At 70.6% G+C, this 18346-nt stretch carries 14 protein-coding genes; 10 read left to right on the forward strand and 4 right to left on the reverse strand.

The features are described 5' to 3' along the window. The first annotated feature begins 164 nt into the window (after window positions 1-164). On the forward strand, window positions 165-1646 hold the full coding sequence (locus tag ABZX11_RS22415) for a glycosyl hydrolase family 28 protein (RefSeq protein ID WP_176172536.1): 1482 nt from the start codon (window positions 165-167) through the stop codon (window positions 1644-1646). A 270-nt stretch (window positions 1647-1916) separates the two neighbouring features. On the opposite strand, the gene ABZX11_RS22420 is transcribed toward ABZX11_RS22415, so the two are convergent. Beyond that, a complete protein-coding gene (locus ABZX11_RS22420; protein ID WP_354915831.1) occupies window positions 1917-3101 on the reverse strand; it encodes a glycoside hydrolase family 88 protein in 1185 nt (394 codons plus the stop codon). A 348-nt stretch (window positions 3102-3449) separates the two neighbouring features. On the opposite strand from ABZX11_RS22420, the gene ABZX11_RS22425 reads away from it, so the two are divergent. Then, entirely contained in the window at window positions 3450-5222 is a 1773-nt protein-coding gene (locus ABZX11_RS22425) for an alpha-L-fucosidase (protein WP_354915834.1), read from the forward strand. Between the two features lie 59 nt (window positions 5223-5281). Here the strand turns inward: ABZX11_RS22425 and ABZX11_RS22430 are convergent, their stop codons facing one another. Next, the gene (locus ABZX11_RS22430; protein ID WP_354915837.1) at window positions 5282-6517 is read right to left on the reverse strand and encodes a trehalase family glycosidase; all 1236 of its coding nucleotides are present in this window, start codon (window positions 6515-6517) and stop codon (window positions 5282-5284) included. Between the two features lie 58 nt (window positions 6518-6575). Here ABZX11_RS22430 and ABZX11_RS22435 point away from each other — a divergent pair, with 58 nt between their 5' ends. Next, a complete protein-coding gene (locus tag ABZX11_RS22435; RefSeq protein ID WP_354915840.1) occupies window positions 6576-7721 on the forward strand; it encodes an ROK family protein in 1146 nt (381 codons plus the stop codon). A gap of 304 nt (window positions 7722-8025) precedes the next feature. After that, window positions 8026-9960, forward strand: a complete 1935-nt coding sequence (locus ABZX11_RS22440; protein ID WP_176172531.1) for a S53 family peptidase — start codon at window positions 8026-8028, stop codon at window positions 9958-9960. Between the two features lie 44 nt (window positions 9961-10004). Here the strand turns inward: ABZX11_RS22440 and ABZX11_RS22445 are convergent, their stop codons facing one another. Beyond that, entirely contained in the window at window positions 10005-11549 is a 1545-nt protein-coding gene (locus ABZX11_RS22445) for a histidine kinase (protein ID WP_354916152.1), read from the reverse strand. Window positions 11550-11706: 157 nt separating this feature from the next. On the opposite strand from ABZX11_RS22445, the gene ABZX11_RS22450 reads away from it, so the two are divergent. From ABZX11_RS22450 to ABZX11_RS22460, 3 genes are read left to right on the forward strand one after another with little or no spacing between them, the layout of a single operon-like run. After that, on the forward strand, window positions 11707-13074 hold the full coding sequence (locus tag ABZX11_RS22450; RefSeq protein WP_354915843.1) for a cytosine permease: 1368 nt from the start codon (window positions 11707-11709) through the stop codon (window positions 13072-13074). Window positions 13075-13118: 44 nt separating this feature from the next. Beyond that, the gene (locus ABZX11_RS22455) at window positions 13119-13820 is read left to right on the forward strand and encodes an SDR family NAD(P)-dependent oxidoreductase (protein WP_354915846.1); all 702 of its coding nucleotides are present in this window, start codon (window positions 13119-13121) and stop codon (window positions 13818-13820) included. 2 nt (window positions 13821-13822) lie between these two features. After that, on the forward strand, window positions 13823-14839 hold the full coding sequence (locus ABZX11_RS22460) for an S-adenosylmethionine:tRNA ribosyltransferase-isomerase (protein ID WP_354916155.1): 1017 nt from the start codon (window positions 13823-13825) through the stop codon (window positions 14837-14839). Between the two features lie 119 nt (window positions 14840-14958). Here the strand turns inward: ABZX11_RS22460 and ABZX11_RS22465 are convergent, their stop codons facing one another. Continuing rightward, window positions 14959-15330, reverse strand: coding sequence for a hypothetical protein (locus ABZX11_RS22465; RefSeq protein ID WP_354915849.1), 372 nt, complete (start codon window positions 15328-15330; stop codon window positions 14959-14961). A 210-nt stretch (window positions 15331-15540) separates the two neighbouring features. Between ABZX11_RS22465 and ABZX11_RS22470 the strand changes: the two genes are divergently transcribed. From ABZX11_RS22470 to ABZX11_RS22480, 3 genes are read left to right on the forward strand one after another with little or no spacing between them, the layout of a single operon-like run. Next, entirely contained in the window at window positions 15541-16593 is a 1053-nt protein-coding gene (locus ABZX11_RS22470) for an ABC transporter substrate-binding protein (protein ID WP_354915852.1), read from the forward strand. 21 nt (window positions 16594-16614) lie between these two features. Beyond that, window positions 16615-17406 (forward strand): ABC transporter ATP-binding protein, encoded by a 792-nt coding sequence (locus tag ABZX11_RS22475; protein ID WP_176172524.1) that lies wholly within the window; start codon window positions 16615-16617, stop codon window positions 17404-17406. Further along, a complete protein-coding gene (locus tag ABZX11_RS22480; RefSeq protein ID WP_354915856.1) occupies window positions 17393-18277 on the forward strand; it encodes an ABC transporter permease in 885 nt (294 codons plus the stop codon). Before ABZX11_RS22475 ends, ABZX11_RS22480 begins: the two co-directional genes overlap by 14 nt. Window positions 18278-18346: the final 69 nt, after the last annotated feature.

Genomic DNA, 18346 nt, shown 5'->3' on the forward strand with positions numbered 1-18346 from the left:
TCCTGAATGGACACCGGACCCCCGATCACGGGGACCCGCGCCCGACTGGGGGTGGCGCGGGTCCCCAAGCCCCGTCGATCTTGACATTCCCTTCGCCGCACTCGTAATCTGGGTGTTCCGCCGTCATGCCGAATTCTGCGATTTCATGACAAGGCGGTTCCACGGTGAAAAAACTCTTGCTGATCACGTTCGCGGTGGCGGGGCTGGTGGTGACCGGCGCCGGCGTTTCCACCGCCGCACCCGGCGGCGTTTACGACGTCAAGGACTACGGCGCCAAGGGAAACGGATCGGCCAACGATTCGGCCGCCATCGACAAGGCCATCACCGCGGCCAACGCGGCGGGCGGCGGCACCGTCCGGTTCGGATCCGGCACGTACAAGTCGGCGAACACCGTTCACCTCAAGAGCAACGTCACGATCCAGCTCGACGCGGGTGCGACCATCACGGGGTCCGGTGCGGACACCTACGACAAGCCCGAGTCGAACCAGTGGGACGAGTACCAGGACTACGGCCACAGCCACTTCCACAACGCGATGTTCTACGGCGACAAGCTGACGAACATCGGCTTCACCGGCGCCGGCACGATCGACGGCGGCGGCAACCTCATCACCGGCAACCCGAAGTCCGGCGAGGCCGACAAGATCCTGTCCCTCACCCGGTGTGACGGCCTGACCCTCTCCGGCGTCAAGCTGCGTCGCGGCGGGCACTTCGCGGCCCTGATCAACGGCTGCACGAACGTCGTTTCCGACCACCTGACGATCGACACGGCGAGTGACCGCGACGGCTGGAACATCATCAGCACCACCAACGTCACGATCACCAACGCGAACATCGCGGCGAACGACGACGCACTCGTGTTCAAGAGCGACTACGCGCTCGGCGCGAAACTGCCGAACGGGAACGTGACGGTGAACAACGCGAAACTTTCGGCGCAGTGCTGCAACGCGCTGATGTTCGGCTCCGAGACGTGCGGTGACTTCACCGGCTACCAGTTCTCGGACATCACGATCACCGGCGCGCACAAATCGGGGATCGGGATCGTCTCGATGGACGGCGCGAAGATTTCCGACGTGCACTACCGCAACATCACGATGTCCGGCACGTATTCGCCGATCATGATGAAGATCGGCACGCGCAAGCGCTGCGGCAACAACCCCGGCGTCGGTTCGATCAGCAACATCACGCTGGACAACGTCACCGGCACGCACACCGGCAGCAACTTCAGCCCGACGATCTGGGGCGCGGACAGCAGCCACCGCGTCTCCGGCGTCACGTTCACCGGCGTGAAGCTGACCGTGCCCGGCGGCAACGGCACGATGGGCACGGGCGTCCCGAGCAACACGGCGACGGACTACAACCCGAAGAGCATCGGCACCCGCCCCTCCTACGGCTGGTACCTGCACTACGCGAACGGCATCAAGTTCGTGGACAGCTCGGTCGAGTTCGCCAAGGACGACGGCCGCCCGGCGAGCATCGTCAACAACAGCTCGGACATCACGTTCGACCACTTCACGGCGGAGAAGGGCTCGAAGAGCCCGTTCGACATCGGCTTCCAGTCGGTGACGGGCTACTGCGTCAAGGACTCGGCGACCACGTCGGGCTCCGCCCTCCGCCTCAACACCTCAAGCTCCACCTCCACCTGCTGACCCCACCCCCCCCGGAGGCCCCTTCCCGCAAGACGGGAAGGGGCCTCACCCGTGATCAGGGAGGCATCACTCGTGATCAGAGGGGCGACACGCGTGATTGGAGGGGCATCACTCGTGATTGGAAGGTCGACACGGCCCGCGCTCGAGGTTCCGCCGTGTCGCCCCTTCAATCACGCATGATGCCCTCCCAATCACGCGTGATGCCCCTTTCCGCACATGGGGAAGGGGCCCCGGCGGTTGGCCGGGGCCCCTTCTGCGGCGTCACGAGGGTCAGTGGGAGTACTGCTCGTTCATGATGAGGAAGGCGCCGAGGCCGTGGAAGTCGTTGGTCTTGCGGGCCCGGCCGTAGTAGTAGGACAGGTCGCCGACGTTGGTGCCTTCGCAGATGTCAGTGATGTTCGTCAGGCCGTCCGAGCCGACGGAGACCTTGCGAAGCACGCCGGCGTAGCCCTTGTCCGCCACCGCCTGGTAGGACGCCGGCAGGTAGCCGCGCTGGACGCCGCGGGCCATCGTGAACGTGTACATCGACGACGCCGACGTCTCCAGCCAGTTCTTCGAGTCGCCGCCGCGGTCGACCACCTGGTACCAGCGGCCGGTCGCCGCGTCCTGGTAGCGCTGGTAGCCGGCCGCCAGGAACTTGACGACGTCGATCAGCGCGGCCCGCCGCGGGTGGTCGGCCGGCAGCACCTCGAGGATGTCGATGGTGGCCATGCCGAACCAGCCGATCGCGCGGGCCCAGTGGTACTTCGAGTGGTGCCCGGTCCCGGACGCCCACGACTCGGAGCCGTCCTCGTCGTAGGCGTGGTACAGCAGGTTTTTCGCCGGCTCACGCAGGTGGCTGAAGTACACGACGATGTTCTTCGCCGCCTCTTCGAAGCAGTAGGCCCCGTCGCCGAAGGACGCGCCGTACAGCGCGAGGAACGGCTGGGCCATGTAGACGCCGTCGCCCCACAGCTGGCCGACCTTGCTGGTCGCGTGGAACATGCCGCCGTCGGACGTGCGCGGGTAGGACGGGAAGCGCTTGCGCAGCTGGTCGGCCGCCGTCTTGTACTTCTTGCGGCCCGTTTCCGCGTAGAGCAGCGGCAGCATCTGGCACGAGCGCATCGAGTCCAGGTTGTTGAAGCTGTTGGAGATACCGCTGTCGGTGATGAACCGGTCGTACCAGGCCACGATGTAGTCGAGGTACTTCTTCTCGCCGGTGCGCTTGTAGAACAGGTACTGCCCGTAGAGGTACAGGCCGAGCGTGTAGCCCCAGCCGCCGATCTTGTCGGGCGTGTAGCGCTTCATCGTCGAGTCGATCACCGCGCGGGACCAGTCCGCCGGTGCCGCGCCGCCGATCGGGGGGAGCTGGTCCGCGGCCCGCGCGAGGGGGCCCGCGGCAGCCAAAGCGCCCAGGGCGCCGAGGGTGCCGGCCAGGACCGCGCGCCGGGTCGGGCGAAGGGGGTGTTCGGACATCGTCGTCCTTTCATGCGCTGGCCCCGCGACGCGGTGAAAGGGTGGCCGGGATGCCGATCCGCCGTCCGTCGGCATCCCGACCAGCTCTGGGGGGCGCGGCGTGCTGCCCGTGTCGCCGGAGCGATGGTCTGGTGAGCGAAAGCGCTCTCGGGGAACATCTACTCACTTCCCGGAGCCGCCGTCAAGAGAGATCAGATCTCTTGCGTCATATATCAGATATTTAACCCGATCGGCGGCAGTGTCGATGTACCGGCCAGCGAAACTCCGCGGAAAGGTCGGATGTAAGTCTTGACCGGCCCTCGTCGTCGAGAGTACACACCGGGTGGACCAGACCACTGGAGGTTGTCAATGGCAGACAGGTTCCTCCGCAGGCTGCTCGTCGCGTGCGCGGCGGCACTGGCGGTGTCCGGGCTCATCGCCGCGCCGGCTTCGGCCGATCTGCAGAAACCCTCCCAGCAGTGGCTGCGCGACAGCCAGGCCGGGCTGTTCCTGCACTGGGGCATGCGCACCTCACCCGGCTACACCAGTTGCAGCGCCTGGGAAAAGGCGATCACCGACGGCGGGTGGAGTCCCGGCTACTGGGTCACCGAAGCCGAGAAGCTGCACGCGTCCTACCTCGTGCTCGCCTCCTTCCACAGCCGCCTCGGCTACTCGCGGGCGTGGCCGTCGAAGATCCCGGGCAGCTGCAGCACCAAGCGGGACTTCCTCGGCGAGCTGATCGCCGCGGCGAAGGCCCGCGGGCTCAAGGTCATCCTCTACATGACCAACGACGCCCAGTGGCACGACGAAGGCGGCCACGAGTGGCTCGACTCCGCCGGCTACTCGAAGTACAAGGGCAAGGACGTCGACCTCGACAGCCAGTCCGGCTTCGGCCAGTTCAGCTACGACAACTTCTTCGAGGTCATGAAGAACTACCCGGACCTCGGCGGCTTCTGGATCGACAACGACAACGCCTACTGGGAGTCGCACGACCTCTACCAGCAGATCTACCAGCAGCGCCCGGACTACCTGCTCAGCAACAACAACGAAGACACGCCGATCATGGACACGATCAGCAACGAGCAGAAGACCGGCATGACGCCGTCGTACGACTACCCGCAGGCGACGTACACGGCGATGCCCCGGCTCACCGAGGCGTGCTTCAAGCTCCCCGACAGCGGCTCGTGGTGGTACGGCGGGTCCAACTCGGCCGTCGGCAAGATGCTCAACATCGGCCGGTTCATCACCAACTCCGGCTCGTCGATCAAGTCGCTGATGGCCGAGACGGCGATGGTGAACGGCAAGTTCCCGTCCAACCAGGAGGCGTTCAACAACTTCGCGAAGACGTACCTCGACGCGATCTGGGAGTCCCTCGGCGGCACCGAGGGTGGCGGGTACATGTACGGCGGCATGCAGCCGGGCTTCTGGAACGACGGCGCCCACGGCGTCATCACCATCAAGGGAGACACCCAGTACCTGCACGTCCTGACCAAGCCGTCGGGGAGCACGCTCAAGATCCGCGACAACGGCTACCGCGTCCGCCGCGTCACGAACCTGCGCACCGGCGCGGCGATCTCCTTCAGCCAGTCGGGCGGCAGCCTGACGCTGACCGGACTGTCCGGTTGGGACACCTACGACACGGTGTTCAAGGTCGAGACGGCGGGCCGCACCGGCACCTACGACCCGAAGACCGTGACGCTGAAGGCGAGCGCCTCGGCCAGTGAACACAGTGGACAGTCCGCGAGCGACGGCAGTTACCTGACCTACTTCGACAACAACAAGACACTGCCGGTCAACCTGGACTACGACCTCGGTGCGGCGAAGAAGGTCCAGTACCTCGGGATCAACCAGCGGGAGGACTCGGTCAGCTACGCCCGGTCGGACTCCGAGCAGTCGGCGCGGATCAAGGCGTACAAGGTGTTCGTGTCGAGTGACGGCAAGGACTGGGGCAGTGCGGTGAAGTCCGGCACGCTGCCGAGCCACCGCGGCGTCCAGTTCGTCGACCTCTCCGCGGTGACCGCCCGGTACGTCCGGCTCCAGGTGACGAGCACGTACGCGGCCTCGAGCGACAGCACGCGCTACAAGCGGCTGAGGATCGACGAAACCTGGGTGGGCTCGGACTACGCGACCGCGGCGGGCTGAGCGGGACCCGGGTGCCGGACCGCCCAGCCGCCCCCGAAAGCGGCTGGGCGGCCCGTTCCTCAGTGCCGCTCGGCCAGCAGGTCCACGGTCAGTGCCGCGGTCCAGCTGAAGGAGCGGGTGCCGTGTCCGGCTGCGGTCAGCGGGTCGACGTACTCGGCGAAGCCGGTCGCGCACGCGGTCTCGACGAGGTCTTCGCCCAATCGGGCGGCGAGCACGTGCTCCCCGTGGCGGAGCAGGCCCTGGCGGACCAGCCAGCCGACGTTGAACCACGACGGCCCGCGCCAGTACCGGCCCGGGTCGAAGCCCGGTGCGGTCAGGTCGAAGCTCGGGACGCCGTGCACCCGGCCGAGCCGGAAGCGCGGGCCGGTCGCGGTGGCCAGCACGGCGGGGGCGACCGCCAGGTCCGGCAGCAGCAGCGGCAGCAGGCCCGCGCAGGTGTACTCGGGGGCCGGCGCACCGGTGCGGACGTCCCTGGCGAAGAACCAGCCGGCCGCGCTGTCCCACAGCGTGTCCTGCAGCGCCTTCGTGACACGGGCCGCGGCCTCGCGGTGGGTGGCCGCGGCCGCGGGCAGCCGGAGGATCTCGGCGATCTCGGCCAGCGCCAGCTCGGCGTCGGCCAGCAGGGCGTTGAAGCCGGGGTCCTCGACGACGAAGTCACCGAAGTCGCGGTAGCCGCTGTCGCGGTAGTCGGTGGCGAGCCGGACGTACCGGCCGTAGTCCTCGTCGCTCGGCCGGTCGGCGGCTTCGCCGTGCTCCAGGTCGCGGCGGACGAACCCGGTCGACGGCGTGACGCGCGAGAGCGGGCCGTCCCACGCCGGGCTGTTGTCCATGCCCGACTCCCACGGGTGCACGATCGCCGCGAGGCCGCGGCCGCCCGCGTCGCGCCCGGTGTGCAGGTACTCGTGCCAGGCCCGCAGCTTCGGGTACAGGGTGGCGAGGAACATCGGGTCGGGGTCGGCTTCGTGCACCGCCAGCACCGCCCGGGCGTGGATCGGCGGCTGGATCAGCCCCGACGTCCGCCCGGCCTGCCAGAAGGCCGGGCCGGGGAAGTACGCCTCGGGCGGGGTGTCAGGATTGAACAGGATGTGGGGGACGCGGCCGTCGCGCCACTGCGCGGAGAACAGCGTCAGCAGCTCGCGCCGGGCCCGCGAAGGGGAGAGGTGGCGCAGCCCGAACGCGATGAAGGCGGAGTCCCAGCTCCACTGGTGCGGGTAGAGCCCGCGCGAGGGCACGGTCGACGAACCGAGCCAGTTGCCCGCGAGGACCTCGGCAGCACACCCCCATGTTACGTTCATGTGTCCAACATATCTCCTACTTATGTCTTGTCAATGGACAAAAGTCGAAGGGAGCTCGATGGCGACCGCCGGCGAGCTGTTGCAGCTGGTCAGGACCGGGCAGGCGACCACGCGGAAGGCCCTGCAGCTCCGCAGCGGGCTGTCCCGCTCGACCCTGACCATGCGCCTGGAGCAGCTCCAGACGGCCGGCCTGCTCGCCGAGGGTGACCAGGAGGACTCCACCGGTGGCCGCCCGGCGCGGCAGCTGCGGTTCGACGACGGGCACGCCGTCGTCCTCGCCGCGAGCATCGACACGACGCACGCCGAGGCCGTGCTCACCGACCTGGCCGGCCGCGTCCTGGCCCGCCGCGCGGGCGCGCTGCGGGTCGCCGACGGGCCGGAGCCGGTGCTGGACCGGATCGCGGAGTGGTTCGAGACGCTGCGGGCCGAGGTGGGCCGTCCGGTGTGCGGCGTCGGGATCTCGGTGCCGGGGCCGGTGGAGCCCGGTCGCGCCCGGGTCGTCCAGCCGCCGATCATGCCGGGCTGGGACGGCTACCCGATCGACGGCCACCTCGGCGCCCGCTTCGGCGCCCCGGTGCTGGTCGACAACGACGCGAACCTGATGGCGCTGGGCGAGCACCGCGCCCGGCACCCGGATTCGGCCGCGCTGGTCGTGGTGAAGGTGTCGACCGGGATCGGCGCGGGCCTGGTCCTGGGCGGCGAGGTGTACCGCGGGATCGACGGCGGCGCGGGCGACATCGGCCACATCCGGCTGCCGGAGCACCCGGAGGCGCAGTGCCTCTGCGGGTCCCGGGGCTGCCTGGCGGCCGTCGCCGGCGGCGGGGCACTGGCGGCCCGGCTGACGGAGCTGGGCCTGCCGACCGCGTCGGGTTCGGGCGTGCGCGACCGGATCACGGCGGGCGAGCCGGCCGCGGTCCGGCTCGCCGAAGTGGCAGGCCGACAGGTGGGGGAGGTGCTGGCGACGCTGGTCTGCGTGGTGAACCCCGGTGTGGTGGTGATCGCCGGCGACCTGGCCGAGCCGCATTTCGTGGCGGGCGTCCGCGAGGTGCTCTACCGCCGGGCGCTGCCGCGGGCGACGCAGAACCTGCGGGTGGAAATCGGCGGCCGCGGCGAGGGAACGGCGCTGGCCGGCGCGGTGGCGATGGTCGTCGACGCGGTGTTCGCCCCGGCCGAGGTGGACCGGCGGCTGACCGCGCGGGTGTGACGGCCGAACTGCCGTCACCCGCCGCACTGTCCGGTGTGGACGGAGCAACCTACTTTGGTAGGTGGCGCACGCCCGTCTCTGCTGGTCCACGATACCGGCACGAACCGGACTTAGTGCCCATCGAATACCATTCCTCGCGTTTTCCGAGCGACAAATCGGATTTCCGTACCACGGTCACCAGTTCGCGAATTCCCGGCCAGATAACGGTTCCGCACGCACTTCCCCGGGGGTGGAACACCGATCTAGTCTCACCCGGTGTTCCAAGGCCCGTTTCTGGGGGCCGCTTTCGAAGAGGGAGATTTCTGTGCGAAGAAGCTCCACCCTGCTCCTTTCGCTCGCGGTGGTGGGTGGCCTGACCGGCACCCTGCCGGCGACGGCGTCCGCGCAGGGGCGTCAGGACATTCCGCAGTCGCACCCGTTGTGGGCGAACGCGCAGGCGAAGGTCGCCGACACCGCGCCCGCCGCGAAGCTGAGCTTCCGGGTCTACCTGAACCAGCGCGACAACGCCGGTGCCGAAGCGCTGGCGCAGGCCGTGTCCGACCCGGACAGCGCCACCTACCGCCAGTTCTTGAGCCCCGACCAGGTGCGCGACCGTTTCGCCGCCAGTGACGCGACGGTGAACGCCGTCAAGGCGTGGCTGACCGGCAGCGGCTTCAGCATCGGCGACATCCCGTCGAACCGCGCCTACGTCGAAGCCACCGGCACCGCCGCCCAGACGGAGCAGGCGTTCGCCGTCGACCTCGGCAAGTACCGGGTCAAGGGCCAGACGCTGCGCGCCGCCGACAAGAACCTGTCGGTGCCCGCGAACCTCGCCGGTGACGTGCTCGGCGTCGTCGGCGTCGACCAGGCCACCAACCTGTTCAAGCCGGACCACGCGACCGGCTCCGGCACGCCGTCGGACGTCCCGCCCGGCCCCGGCTTCCGCAACGCGCCGCCGTGCAGCGCGTACTACGGCGAGAAGATCGACACCACCGATCCCGCCTACAACGGCAAGCAGCTGCCGTACGCCCCCTGCGGCTACACCCCGGCCCAGCTGCGCTCGGCCTACGGCATCGACAAGGTCGGCGCCGACGGCAAGGGCACCACGATCGCCATCGTGGACGCGTTCGCCTCGCCGACCATCTACTCCGACGCGAGCACGTACGCCAAGAAGAACGACCCGGCGCACCCGCTCAAGCAGAGCCAGTTCAAGCAGCACATCTTCCCGGCGAACCCGGTCCTCGAGCCGCCGGACCAGTGCGACGCGGCCGGCTGGTACGGCGAGGAGACCCTCGACGTCGAGGCCGCCCACGGTCTCGCGCCAGGTGCCGACATCCTGTACGTCGGCGGCGAGTCCTGCGAGGACAACGCCCTCGACGTGGCGCTGAACTACGTCATCGCCGGCCACAAGGCCGACATCGTGTCGAACTCCTACGGCGACACCGGCGAGGACATCCCGGCCGACGAGGTCAAGGTGTTCAACCAGATCTCGCTGCAGGCGGTGCTCGAGGGCATCGGCGTCTACTTCTCCTCGGGCGACAACGGTGACGAGGTCGCGCGCCTCGGCACGCCGTCGCCGGACTTCTCCGCCTCGGCGCCGTGGATCACTGCGGTCGGCGGCACGTCCATCGCCATCGGCAAGGACGGCAAGAAGATCTTCGAGACCGGCTGGGAGACCAGCAAGTCGACGCTGACCAACGGCGTCTACGGCCCGGCCAACTACACCAGCGGTTCCGGCGGCGGCACCAGCCGCCTGTTCACGCAGCCCTTCTACCAGAAGGGCGTCGTGCCGGACGCGCTGGCGAAGAAGAACCAGACCGGCAACACCAAGGGCCGCGTCGTCCCGGACATCTCCGCGGTCGGCGACCCGAACACCGGCTTCCTGGTCGGCCAGACGCAGACCTTCCCGGAGGGTGCGCACTACGACCAGTACCGGATCGGCGGCACGAGCCTCGCGTCGCCGGTGTTCGCCGGCATCATGGCGGTGGCCGACAGCTTCGACCACTTCCACCACGGCTTCATCAACCCGGTGATCTACAAGCTCACGTCCCGCACGCCGGCGATCACCGACGTGAAGCACGTGGACGGCCAGGCCGTGGCCCGCGTCGACTACGCGAACTCGGTCGACGCCTCGGGTGGCCTGCTCCGCTCGGCGCGGAACCTGGACTACCAGGGCCTGACCATCCACACCGCTCCCGGCTACGACGACGTGACCGGGCTCGGCACGCCCAACGGGCTGCTGTTCCTGCTGCTCGTCTAGTCAGAAACCCCGTGAAGGCCTCCTCGGACCGTCCGAGGGGGCCTTCACGGCTTTCCGGCGTTTTCGGCGTTTTCGGCGCCGAGCGGGATCACCGCGGTCACCGTGGTGCCCCCGGCCCCGCTGGCGACGTCGAGTTCGCCGCCGAGGGCCTGGACGCGGTCGCGCAGCCCGGCGAGCCCGGTCCCGCCGTCGGTGTCCGCACCACCGACACCGGTGTCCCCCACTTCCACCCGCAGCTCGGCGCCCACCACTTCGATCCGCACGTCGGCGTGGTCGGTCCGGGCGTGCTTCAGCGCGTTCGTCAGCGCCTCCGACGTCACGAAGTACGCCGTCGCCTCCACCGCCGCGTCAAGGCGCGGCACCGTGCCGACGGTCAGCGCCACCTCCATCGGGATGCGGTCGGACAGCGACCGCACCGCCGCGACCAGGCCCGCTTCGGTCAGGATCGCCGGGCGGATGCCGCGGGCCAGCTCCCGCAGTTCGGTGATCGCCGTCTGCAGCTCGTCGACCGCGCCGGTGAGCAGCGCCCGGAGCTCCGGCGGCAGCTCGGCACGGGGGCGGCGGCCGGCCATCCGCAGCAGCAGCACGACGCTGACCAGGCGCTGCTGGGCGCCGTCGTGCAGGTCGCGTTCGAGCCGGCGGCGCTCCTCGTCGCCGGCCGCGACCAGCCGGGCCCGCGACGCGCGCACCTCGGCCAGCCGCTGCTCCAGCTCGGCGGTGAGCCGCTGGTTGTCCAGCACCAGCCCGGCGGCCGCGTTGAGCGCGTCGATCGACCGGCTGTCCTTCCACACCTCGTCGTCCTGCACCAGCGCGGCCAGCCCGGTGCCGTCGCGCTCCAGCAGCAGCCGGATCATCTCGGCGTTGCCGACCCTGGCCCGCATCACGCCGGCCAGGAACGCCAGCGGCCACAGGCAGAACAGGATCCGGTACGCCATCAGCAGCGGCTCGGACAGCGGCTGCCCGTCGCCGAGCGCCGTGCCCGCTCCCGACGTCACGGCCCCGGCCAGCGCGATCACCACCACCGGCGACAGCAGCCGCCGCTGCGGCAGCCGCCCGGTCAGCCACCGGTAGAGCAGCACGACGATCACCCCGGCGCTGATCACCGTCGCGGCGAGCCCGAGGGCGCGGCCCACCACGGGACCGGCCTGCGAGTCGGCCGCGACGGCCAGCAGGTCGCGCCGGTCGTCGTCGGTCAGCAGGCCGACCACGCCGATGCCCAGCACCACGACGTAGGCCGCGGCCACCAGCAGCCGCTCCCACCGCGAGCGGAGCCGCCCGTGCGGGAAGGCGAGCACGAGGTGCGCGATCACCGGGCTCGACGCGGCACGCAGCGGGACGGCGATCGTGTACAGCACCGGGTCGTGCGTGAACTGCAGGTCTTCGAGGAAGAGGGCGACGCCGGCGAGGGCGATGAGCACCCCGATCGGGTTGGCCGGGCGGCGCACGTGCGCGACCGCGCCCGCGAGCAGGAAGAGGAACCCGGTCGTGGTGCTGAGCGCGGTGTCGAGCGCCGAGTGGGTGCCTTCGCCGGCTTTGAGCGTCAGCGCCACCACGCCGAGCGCGCACCCGGCGGCCAGCAGGCCGGTCATCGCCGACGTCCGCGGGTGCTGCACTGCGCGCCCCTCCCGACGGGTCCTGGCGGTTGTGTGGAGCAGTCCGGCAACGGCTAACCGTGATTCGTCCGTTCGGGCCGTCGCGTTACACCACGCGGCTGCGCTTTAGGGTGATCGTGACAGGAGGCAGGACATGAGCGGACGCGGTCTGGACGCCGAGGTCTTCGGCGGGCGGATGCCCGCCGGCGGGCGGGACCTGGCGATCGAAACCCACGGCATCGCGCCGGTGCCGCCGGGCAACCGGTTCGGGCGGCCGTGGCGGCTGTTCAGCGTGTGGTTCGCGCCGAACCTGACCATGACGGCGGTGTTCACCGGCACCCTGGCGGCGTCGCTCGGCCTCGGCTTCCGGACGGGCTTGGCCGCGATGCTCGCGGGCACCGTGCTGGGGTCGCTGCCGGTGGCGTACCTCTCGACGTGGGGCCCGCGCACCGGCACCGGCCAGCTGCCGCTCGCCCGGCTGCCGTTCGGCGGCGGCGTCGTGCTGCCCGGCCTGGTGCAGTGGCTCGGCTCGATCGCCTGGGACGCCTTGGTCGGCCTGTTCGGCGGCGAGGCGCTGGCCGAGCTGACCGGGCTGCCGTTCTGGGCGGCGGTGCTGATCGTGCTGGTGCTGCAGTGCGCGCTCGGCGTGTTCGGCTACGCGCTGATCCACCGCGTGCAGGCGGTGATGAGCGTGCTGCTGGTGCTCGCGTTCGCCGCGCTGGCCGTGAAGGTCCTTTCCGGACACCCGATCGCCGGGGCCGACACCGCCTCCGGTGCCGACCTGGCGGGCGGGGTCGTGCTGTTCACGACCATCACGTTGTCGCTGGCGATCTCGTGGGCGCCCTACGCGTCGGACTTCAGCCGGTACCTGCCGGTGGCTTCCTCCTCGCGATCCGTGTTCTGGGCCACGCTGCTCGGCCTGGTCGTCTCCTACGCGATCGGCGAAAGCCTCGGGCTCGCGCTGGGGTCGTCGCTGGGCGACCAGACGGCGGCGGGCGTTGCCCACCTGCTCGGCGGCGGGTTCCTGGGCGCGCTGGCGCTGGCGGTGATCGCGCTCGCGGCGGTGTCGTCGAACGCGATGAACGACTACAGCGGCTCGCTCGCGCTGCAGACGGTCGGCGTCCGGCTGCGGCGCCCGGTGTCGGCGGTGGTCGTCACGGTGCTGGCGTTCGCGCTGATCCTCTGGATGCACAGCGGCGACCTGTCGGCCAAGTTCGAGAACGTGCTGCTGTTCGTGTCGTACTGGATCCCGCCGTTCCTCGGCGTGGTGGTCCCGGACTGGCTCGCCCGCACCCGCGGCGGCCGGAGCGTGGACGTCCTGGCGGCGGAGTCCGTGCGCCCCTGGGCGGCGGTGGTGGCGTTCGTCGTCGGGTTCGGTGCCGCGGTGCCGTTCATGAACACGTCCCTCTACACGGGACCGGTCGCGGCGGCCCTGCACGGTGCCGATCTCGCGTACTACGTCGGGCTCGTCGTTTCGCTGGCAGCGTACTTCCTGCTCCGCCGCCGCCTTGACCTCAAGTAATGTAGAGGTTTGACGATGGTGTGGTTCCCCTCGAAGGAGGCACCATGCCCACCGCACTCGTCACCGGCGCCTCGGCCGGGCTGGGCCGCGCGCTCGCGGCCGCCCTGGTCCGTCGCAAGTGGACGGTCATCGGCGACGCCCGCGACGCGGCCGCGCTTTCCGCGGCGGCCCGCGAGGACGGCTTCACGGCCATCCCCGGCGACGTCACCGACCCGGCCCACCGAGCGTCGCTCGCCGACGCCTGTCCCGCGCTCGACCTGCTCGTCAACAACGCCGGCTCCCTGGGTGTCAGCCCGCTGCCGCCGCTGGCCCGCTATCCCTTGGCGGACCTCGAAGACGTCTACCGCGTCAACGTGTTCGCGCCGCTGGCCCTGACGCAGCTGCTGCGGCCCGCCATCGTGATCAACGTCAGCTCCGACGCCGCTGTGGAGGCGTACGAGGGCTGGGGTGGCTACGGCTCGGCGAAGGCGGCTCTCGACCAGCTCACCGCCGTCCTGGGCGTGGAGCACCCGGACCGGCGGGTGTACGCGGTGGACCCGGGCGACCTGCGCACGGCCATGCACCAGCGCGCGTTCCCGGGCGAGGACATCTCGGACCGCCCGCTGCCGTCGTCCGCGGTCCCGGCGTTCCTGCGGCTGCTCGACGAGCGCCCGCCGAGTGGCCGCTACCGCGCGGCGGACCTGTTGTCCGCCCATGCCCCCACCGCCACCCTCAACGGAGGCGCTGCGCGCCCGGAGGCGTCATGAGCATGAGCGTCCGGTTCGACCTGCCGGACGAACTGTCGGCATCGGCGCCGCCGGAGGCCCGTGGGCTGTCCCGCGACGAGGTCCGCCTGCTGGTGGCGTCCCCCTCCGGGGTCCACCACACGGCGTTCACCTCCCTGGGCGAGCACCTGAGGCCGGGCGACCTCCTGGTGGTCAACACCTCGGGCACCCTGCCGGCGGCCGTCGACGCCCGTCGCGCGGGCCACCCGATCGTGGTCCACTTCGCCACCGCCCTCGACGACGGCTCCTGGGTGGTCGAGCTACGCGCCCCGGGAGGGCCGTTGCTCGACGGCCGGGAGGGCGAGCGCTTGACGCTGGCGGGCGACGCGGCGCTGACGTTGCTGGCCCCGATGGTCCCGGGGCAGGCCCGGCTGTGGCGGGCCGCGGTGTCGGTTCCGGTGCCCGCGCTGCTCGAGGCGGAGGGCCGGCCGATCCGCTACGGGTACGTCCCGCGGGCGTGGCCGCTGGCGGACTACCAGACGGTGTTCGCCCGCGAGCCGGGCAGCGCGGAGATGCCGTCGGCGGCCCGGCCGTTCACCGCGGACCTGGTGACGCGGCTGGTGACGGACGGCGTGTTGTTCGCCCCGCTGCTGCTGCACACGGGGGTGTCGTCCCCGGAGGCCGCGGAGCCACCCCAGGCGGAGAGGTACCGGGTGCCGCCGACGACGGCCGCGCTGGTCTCGTGGGTCCGGGCGCGCGGAGGCCGGGTGATCGCGGTCGGGACGACGGCGGCCCGTGCCCTGGAGTCGGCGGTCTCGGCCGGTGAAGTGCGCGCGGCGGAGGGCTGGACGGAGCTGGTCCTCGGCCCGGACCGCCCGGCCCGGGTGGTCGACGGGATCGTCACGGGGTTGCACGCCCCGGAGGCGTCCCACTTGCTGCTGCTGGAAGCGGTGGCGGGGGCGGAGGTGGTCCGGAAGGCGTACGCGGCCGCGGTGGCGGAGCGGTACTTGTGGCACGAGTTCGGCGACGTGTCCCTGCTGCTGCGCCGTCCGGGGGAGTAGCCGAAACGGCCCGGCCCCGGTGTCAACGCGACGAACCCCGCCGATCCCGCAGCTCTCCGTTGAGCGCGGGCCCGGCCCCCGAGTTGTCCACAGGAAAGCTCACCTGTGGACAACTCCCTTTACCGCCCCGCCTCGACCCGCCGCCGCGACCGGATCAGCCCGGCGACCACCACCGCGGCCACACCCAGCCCCACGCCGCACACGATCGAGGCCACCATGCTCGCCGTCGCGGTCGTCAGGCCGAACGCCCCGCCCAGGTAGACCGGGATCGAGATGGCCACCGGCAGCCAGTTGCGCAGCAGGAACGCCCGGTCCGACGCCACCCACAGCACCAGCGTCACCGCTGCCGCGGCGACCACCGGGATCGCCCACACCACCGTGCTCGTCAGCGCGTCCATCCCCAGTGACCGGAGCCACTCGAACGACGCCTGGCCGAACCCGATGAACAATACGACCAGCGCCACGCGGACGCCGGCGCCCTTGCTCGTCATGACTTCCTCCCGTATGCGTGGTTCATCCTCTACCACGTCCGGGTGACGCGAGCGGTTGCCCGCTCGGGTGACTTTCTGCGCGGGCCGTAAGCGCCGCGGCCGCCGATGTCAAGAAATCTCACCGGATATCCCGGGATGCGGAAGCTGTGTGCCTGAGTCGGCGACCGTGCGAACCTCGCCCCCGACACACCGACGAAAGGCGATGCTGACGTGCGCACCCCTCGAAGAATCCTGGCCTCGGCGCTGGCCGCCCTGACCGTCGTGGGCGCGCTCGCCGGCTGTTCGCGCGCCGACAGCACCGCCGCTCCCGCCGCCAACGAGGGCGCCGCCGGCGAGGTCCGCGTCGGGTTCTTCCCGAACGTCACCCACGCGCCCGCCCTGATCGGCGTCAAGAAGGACTTCTTCAAGACCGAGCTCGGCTCGACCAAGCTCACCACCCAGACCTTCAACGCCGGCCCCGAAGAGGTGAACGCCCTGCTCGGCGGCTCCCTCGACGTCGCCTTCATCGGCTCCGGCCCGGCGATCAACGCCTTCACCAAGTCCAAGGGCGCCATCCAGCTGATCTCCGGCGCCGTCTCGGGCGGCGCGCAGCTGGTCGTCAAGCCGGACATCACCAGCGTCGACGGGCTCAAGGGCAAGAACATCGCGACCCCGCAGCTGGCCAACACCCAGGACGTCGCGCTCAAGAAGTTCCTCGCCGGCAAGCAGCTGACCGACCAGGTCAAGATCACCAACCTCGACAACCCGAAGACGCTCGACGCCTTCAAGAAGGGCGAGGTCGACGGCGGCTGGCTGCCCGAGCCGTGGGCGTCCCGGCTGGTCCTCGACGCCGGCGCGAAGGTGCTGGTCGACGAGAAGACGCTGTGGCCGGGCGGTCGCTTCCCGACCACCGTCGTCATCGTGCGCAGCGAGTTCCTGCAGCAGCACCCGGACACCGTCCGCGCGCTCCTCAAGGGCGAGCTCGCCGCCATCGACTGGGCGAAGGCCAACCCGGCGGAAGCGAAGACCGTGGTCAACGGCGCGCTCAAGGAGCTGGCCGGCAGTACCCTGAGCGCAGCCGTCCTGGACCGCGCCTTCTCCGGCATCGAGCTGACCACCGACCCCATCGCCGCCGAATTCCCGCAGCTCGCGCAGGACTCGGTGACGGCGGGCGTGGTGAAGTCGGCCGTCGCGCTGAAGGGCTTCGCGGACTTCGGCCCGCTGAACGAGGTGCTGAAGGCCAAGAACCTCCCCGCCGTCGACGCTCCCGAACTCAGCAAGTAATCCGGAGAGAGGCAGCCAGCGATGACCACGACCCTCCCGACCGGCCGGACCCGCCCCACCGGCGCGGCCGCGGTGCGTCTCGACGGCGTGCGCAAGGCGTTCGGCACGGCAGGCCGCGCGGTCGTCGCGCTCGACGGCGTGGACCTGACGGTCGCGCCCGGCGAGTTCGTCTGCCTGCTCGGCGCGTCCGGCTGCGGCAAGAGCACGCTGCTCAACCTGGTCGCCGGACTGGACGCGCCGTCGGCGGGCGAGATCACGCTGAACACGTCGCGGCCCGCGGTGATGTTCCAGGAGGCCGCGCTGATGCCGTGGCTGACCGCGGCCCGCAACGTCGAGCTGCCGCTGCGGCTGGCCGGCTTCGGCCGGACCGAGCGGCGGGAGAAGGTCGCCGAGCTGCTGGAACTGGTCCGGCTGAGCGGCGCGGGCGGCAAGCGGCCGCACGAGCTGTCCGGCGGCATGCGGCAGCGCGTCGCACTGGCCCGCGCCTTGGCCGCGACGCTGCGCGTCGGCGGCGACCCGGAGCAGGCCCTGCTGCTGATGGACGAGCCGTTCGCGGCGCTCGACGCCATCACCCGCGACGTCCTGCAGGGCGAGCTGCTCCGCGTCTACCGCAGCACGGGCACGTCGGTGCTGTTCGTGACGCACGACGTGCGCGAGGCGGTCCGCCTCGGCCAGCGTGTGGTGCTGCTGTCGTCGCGCCCCGGCCGGGTGGTGCGCGAGTGGACGGACGTCGCGCCGGCCGACGCCGAGGAGCTGACCGAGGAAATCACCGGACACCTGCGTGAGGTGATCAGCACCCATGCCGCAGCTTGACCGGTCCGCCGAGGCCGACCTGGACGCGGTCGGCGCCGGACTGGATTCGCTCGACGCCCCGGTCGGGGAACGCCGTCCCGGCTTCTGGAAGCGCTTCGCCTGGGGCTTCCTGCCCCCGGTGGGCGCGCTGGTGGTGCTGCTCGTCGTCTGGCAGGTCCTCTGGGCCGCGGCCTTCTGGCCCGAGACACAGCTGCCGTCCCCGGCGGCGGTGTGGAGCGAGTTCTGGGGCATCGTCGTCGACGGCAAGGTGTTCGGCTTCGTCTGGACATCGGTGCACCGGGCCGCGCTCGGCTTCCTCGCGGGCGTGCTCATCGGAACACCGCTCGGCCTGGTGGTGGCGAAGGTCCGGGTCGTCAGGGCGGCGATCGGGCCGCTGCTGACGGGCCTGCAGAGCCTGCCGTCGGTGGCCTGGGTCCCGGCGGCGATCCTGTGGTTCGGCATCAACGACGCGGCGATCTACTTCGTGGTCCTGCTGGGGTCGGTCCCGTCGATCGCCAACGGCCTGGTGTCCGGGATCGACCAGATCCCCCCGATCCTCCCGCGAGTGGGCCAGGTGATGGGCGCGAACCGGCTGTCATCGGCCCGCCACATCCTGCTGCCGGCGGCCCTGCCGGGCTTCCTGGCCGGGTTGAAGCAGGGCTGGGCGTTCTCGTGGCGTTCGCTGATGGCGGCGGAGCTGATCGCGCTGTCCCCTCAGCTGGGCGTCGGCTTGGGCGCGTACCTGAACCAGGGATCATCGTTCAACAGCATGGAGACGGTGATCGCGGCGATCTTCCTGATCCTGCTGGTGGGGGTGGGGATCGAGCTGCTGGTGTTCCGCCCGCTGGAACGCGCAGTCCTACGGGCGCGCGGGCTGACCTCGTCCCTGTAGAAGTTTTCCTCCCTGGCTGTCGAAGCGGCATTTCCGGCGCCGACGTCTCCTTCGATTCTCCCCGAGCGA

The organism is Amycolatopsis sp. NPDC004169 (assembly GCF_040610315.1).
Classification (GTDB): Bacteria; Actinomycetota; Actinomycetes; order Mycobacteriales; family Pseudonocardiaceae; genus Amycolatopsis.

Bases quoted from the DNA above. Each gene is read 5' to 3' on its own strand.
- ABZX11_RS22475 (WP_176172524.1), top strand. From the start codon at position 16,615: ATGACCACGACCCTCCCGACCGGCCGGACCCGCCCCACCGGCGCGGCC.
- ABZX11_RS22480 (WP_354915856.1), top strand. From the start codon at position 17,393: ATGCCGCAGCTTGACCGGTCCGCCGAGGCCGACCTGGACGCGGTCGGC.
- ABZX11_RS22450 (WP_354915843.1), top strand. From the start codon at position 11,707: ATGAGCGGACGCGGTCTGGACGCCGAGGTCTTCGGCGGGCGGATGCCC.
- ABZX11_RS22425 (WP_354915834.1), top strand. From the start codon at position 3,450: ATGGCAGACAGGTTCCTCCGCAGGCTGCTCGTCGCGTGCGCGGCGGCA.
- ABZX11_RS22465 (WP_354915849.1), bottom strand. From the start codon at position 15,330: ATGACGAGCAAGGGCGCCGGCGTCCGCGTGGCGCTGGTCGTATTGTTC.
- ABZX11_RS22430 (WP_354915837.1), bottom strand. From the start codon at position 6,517: ATGAACGTAACATGGGGGTGTGCTGCCGAGGTCCTCGCGGGCAACTGG.
- ABZX11_RS22460 (WP_354916155.1), top strand. From the start codon at position 13,823: ATGAGCGTCCGGTTCGACCTGCCGGACGAACTGTCGGCATCGGCGCCG.
- ABZX11_RS22445 (WP_354916152.1), bottom strand. From the start codon at position 11,549: ATGACCGGCCTGCTGGCCGCCGGGTGCGCGCTCGGCGTGGTGGCGCTG.
- ABZX11_RS22435 (WP_354915840.1), top strand. From the start codon at position 6,576: ATGGCGACCGCCGGCGAGCTGTTGCAGCTGGTCAGGACCGGGCAGGCG.
- ABZX11_RS22420 (WP_354915831.1), bottom strand. From the start codon at position 3,101: ATGTCCGAACACCCCCTTCGCCCGACCCGGCGCGCGGTCCTGGCCGGC.
- ABZX11_RS22455 (WP_354915846.1), top strand. From the start codon at position 13,119: ATGCCCACCGCACTCGTCACCGGCGCCTCGGCCGGGCTGGGCCGCGCG.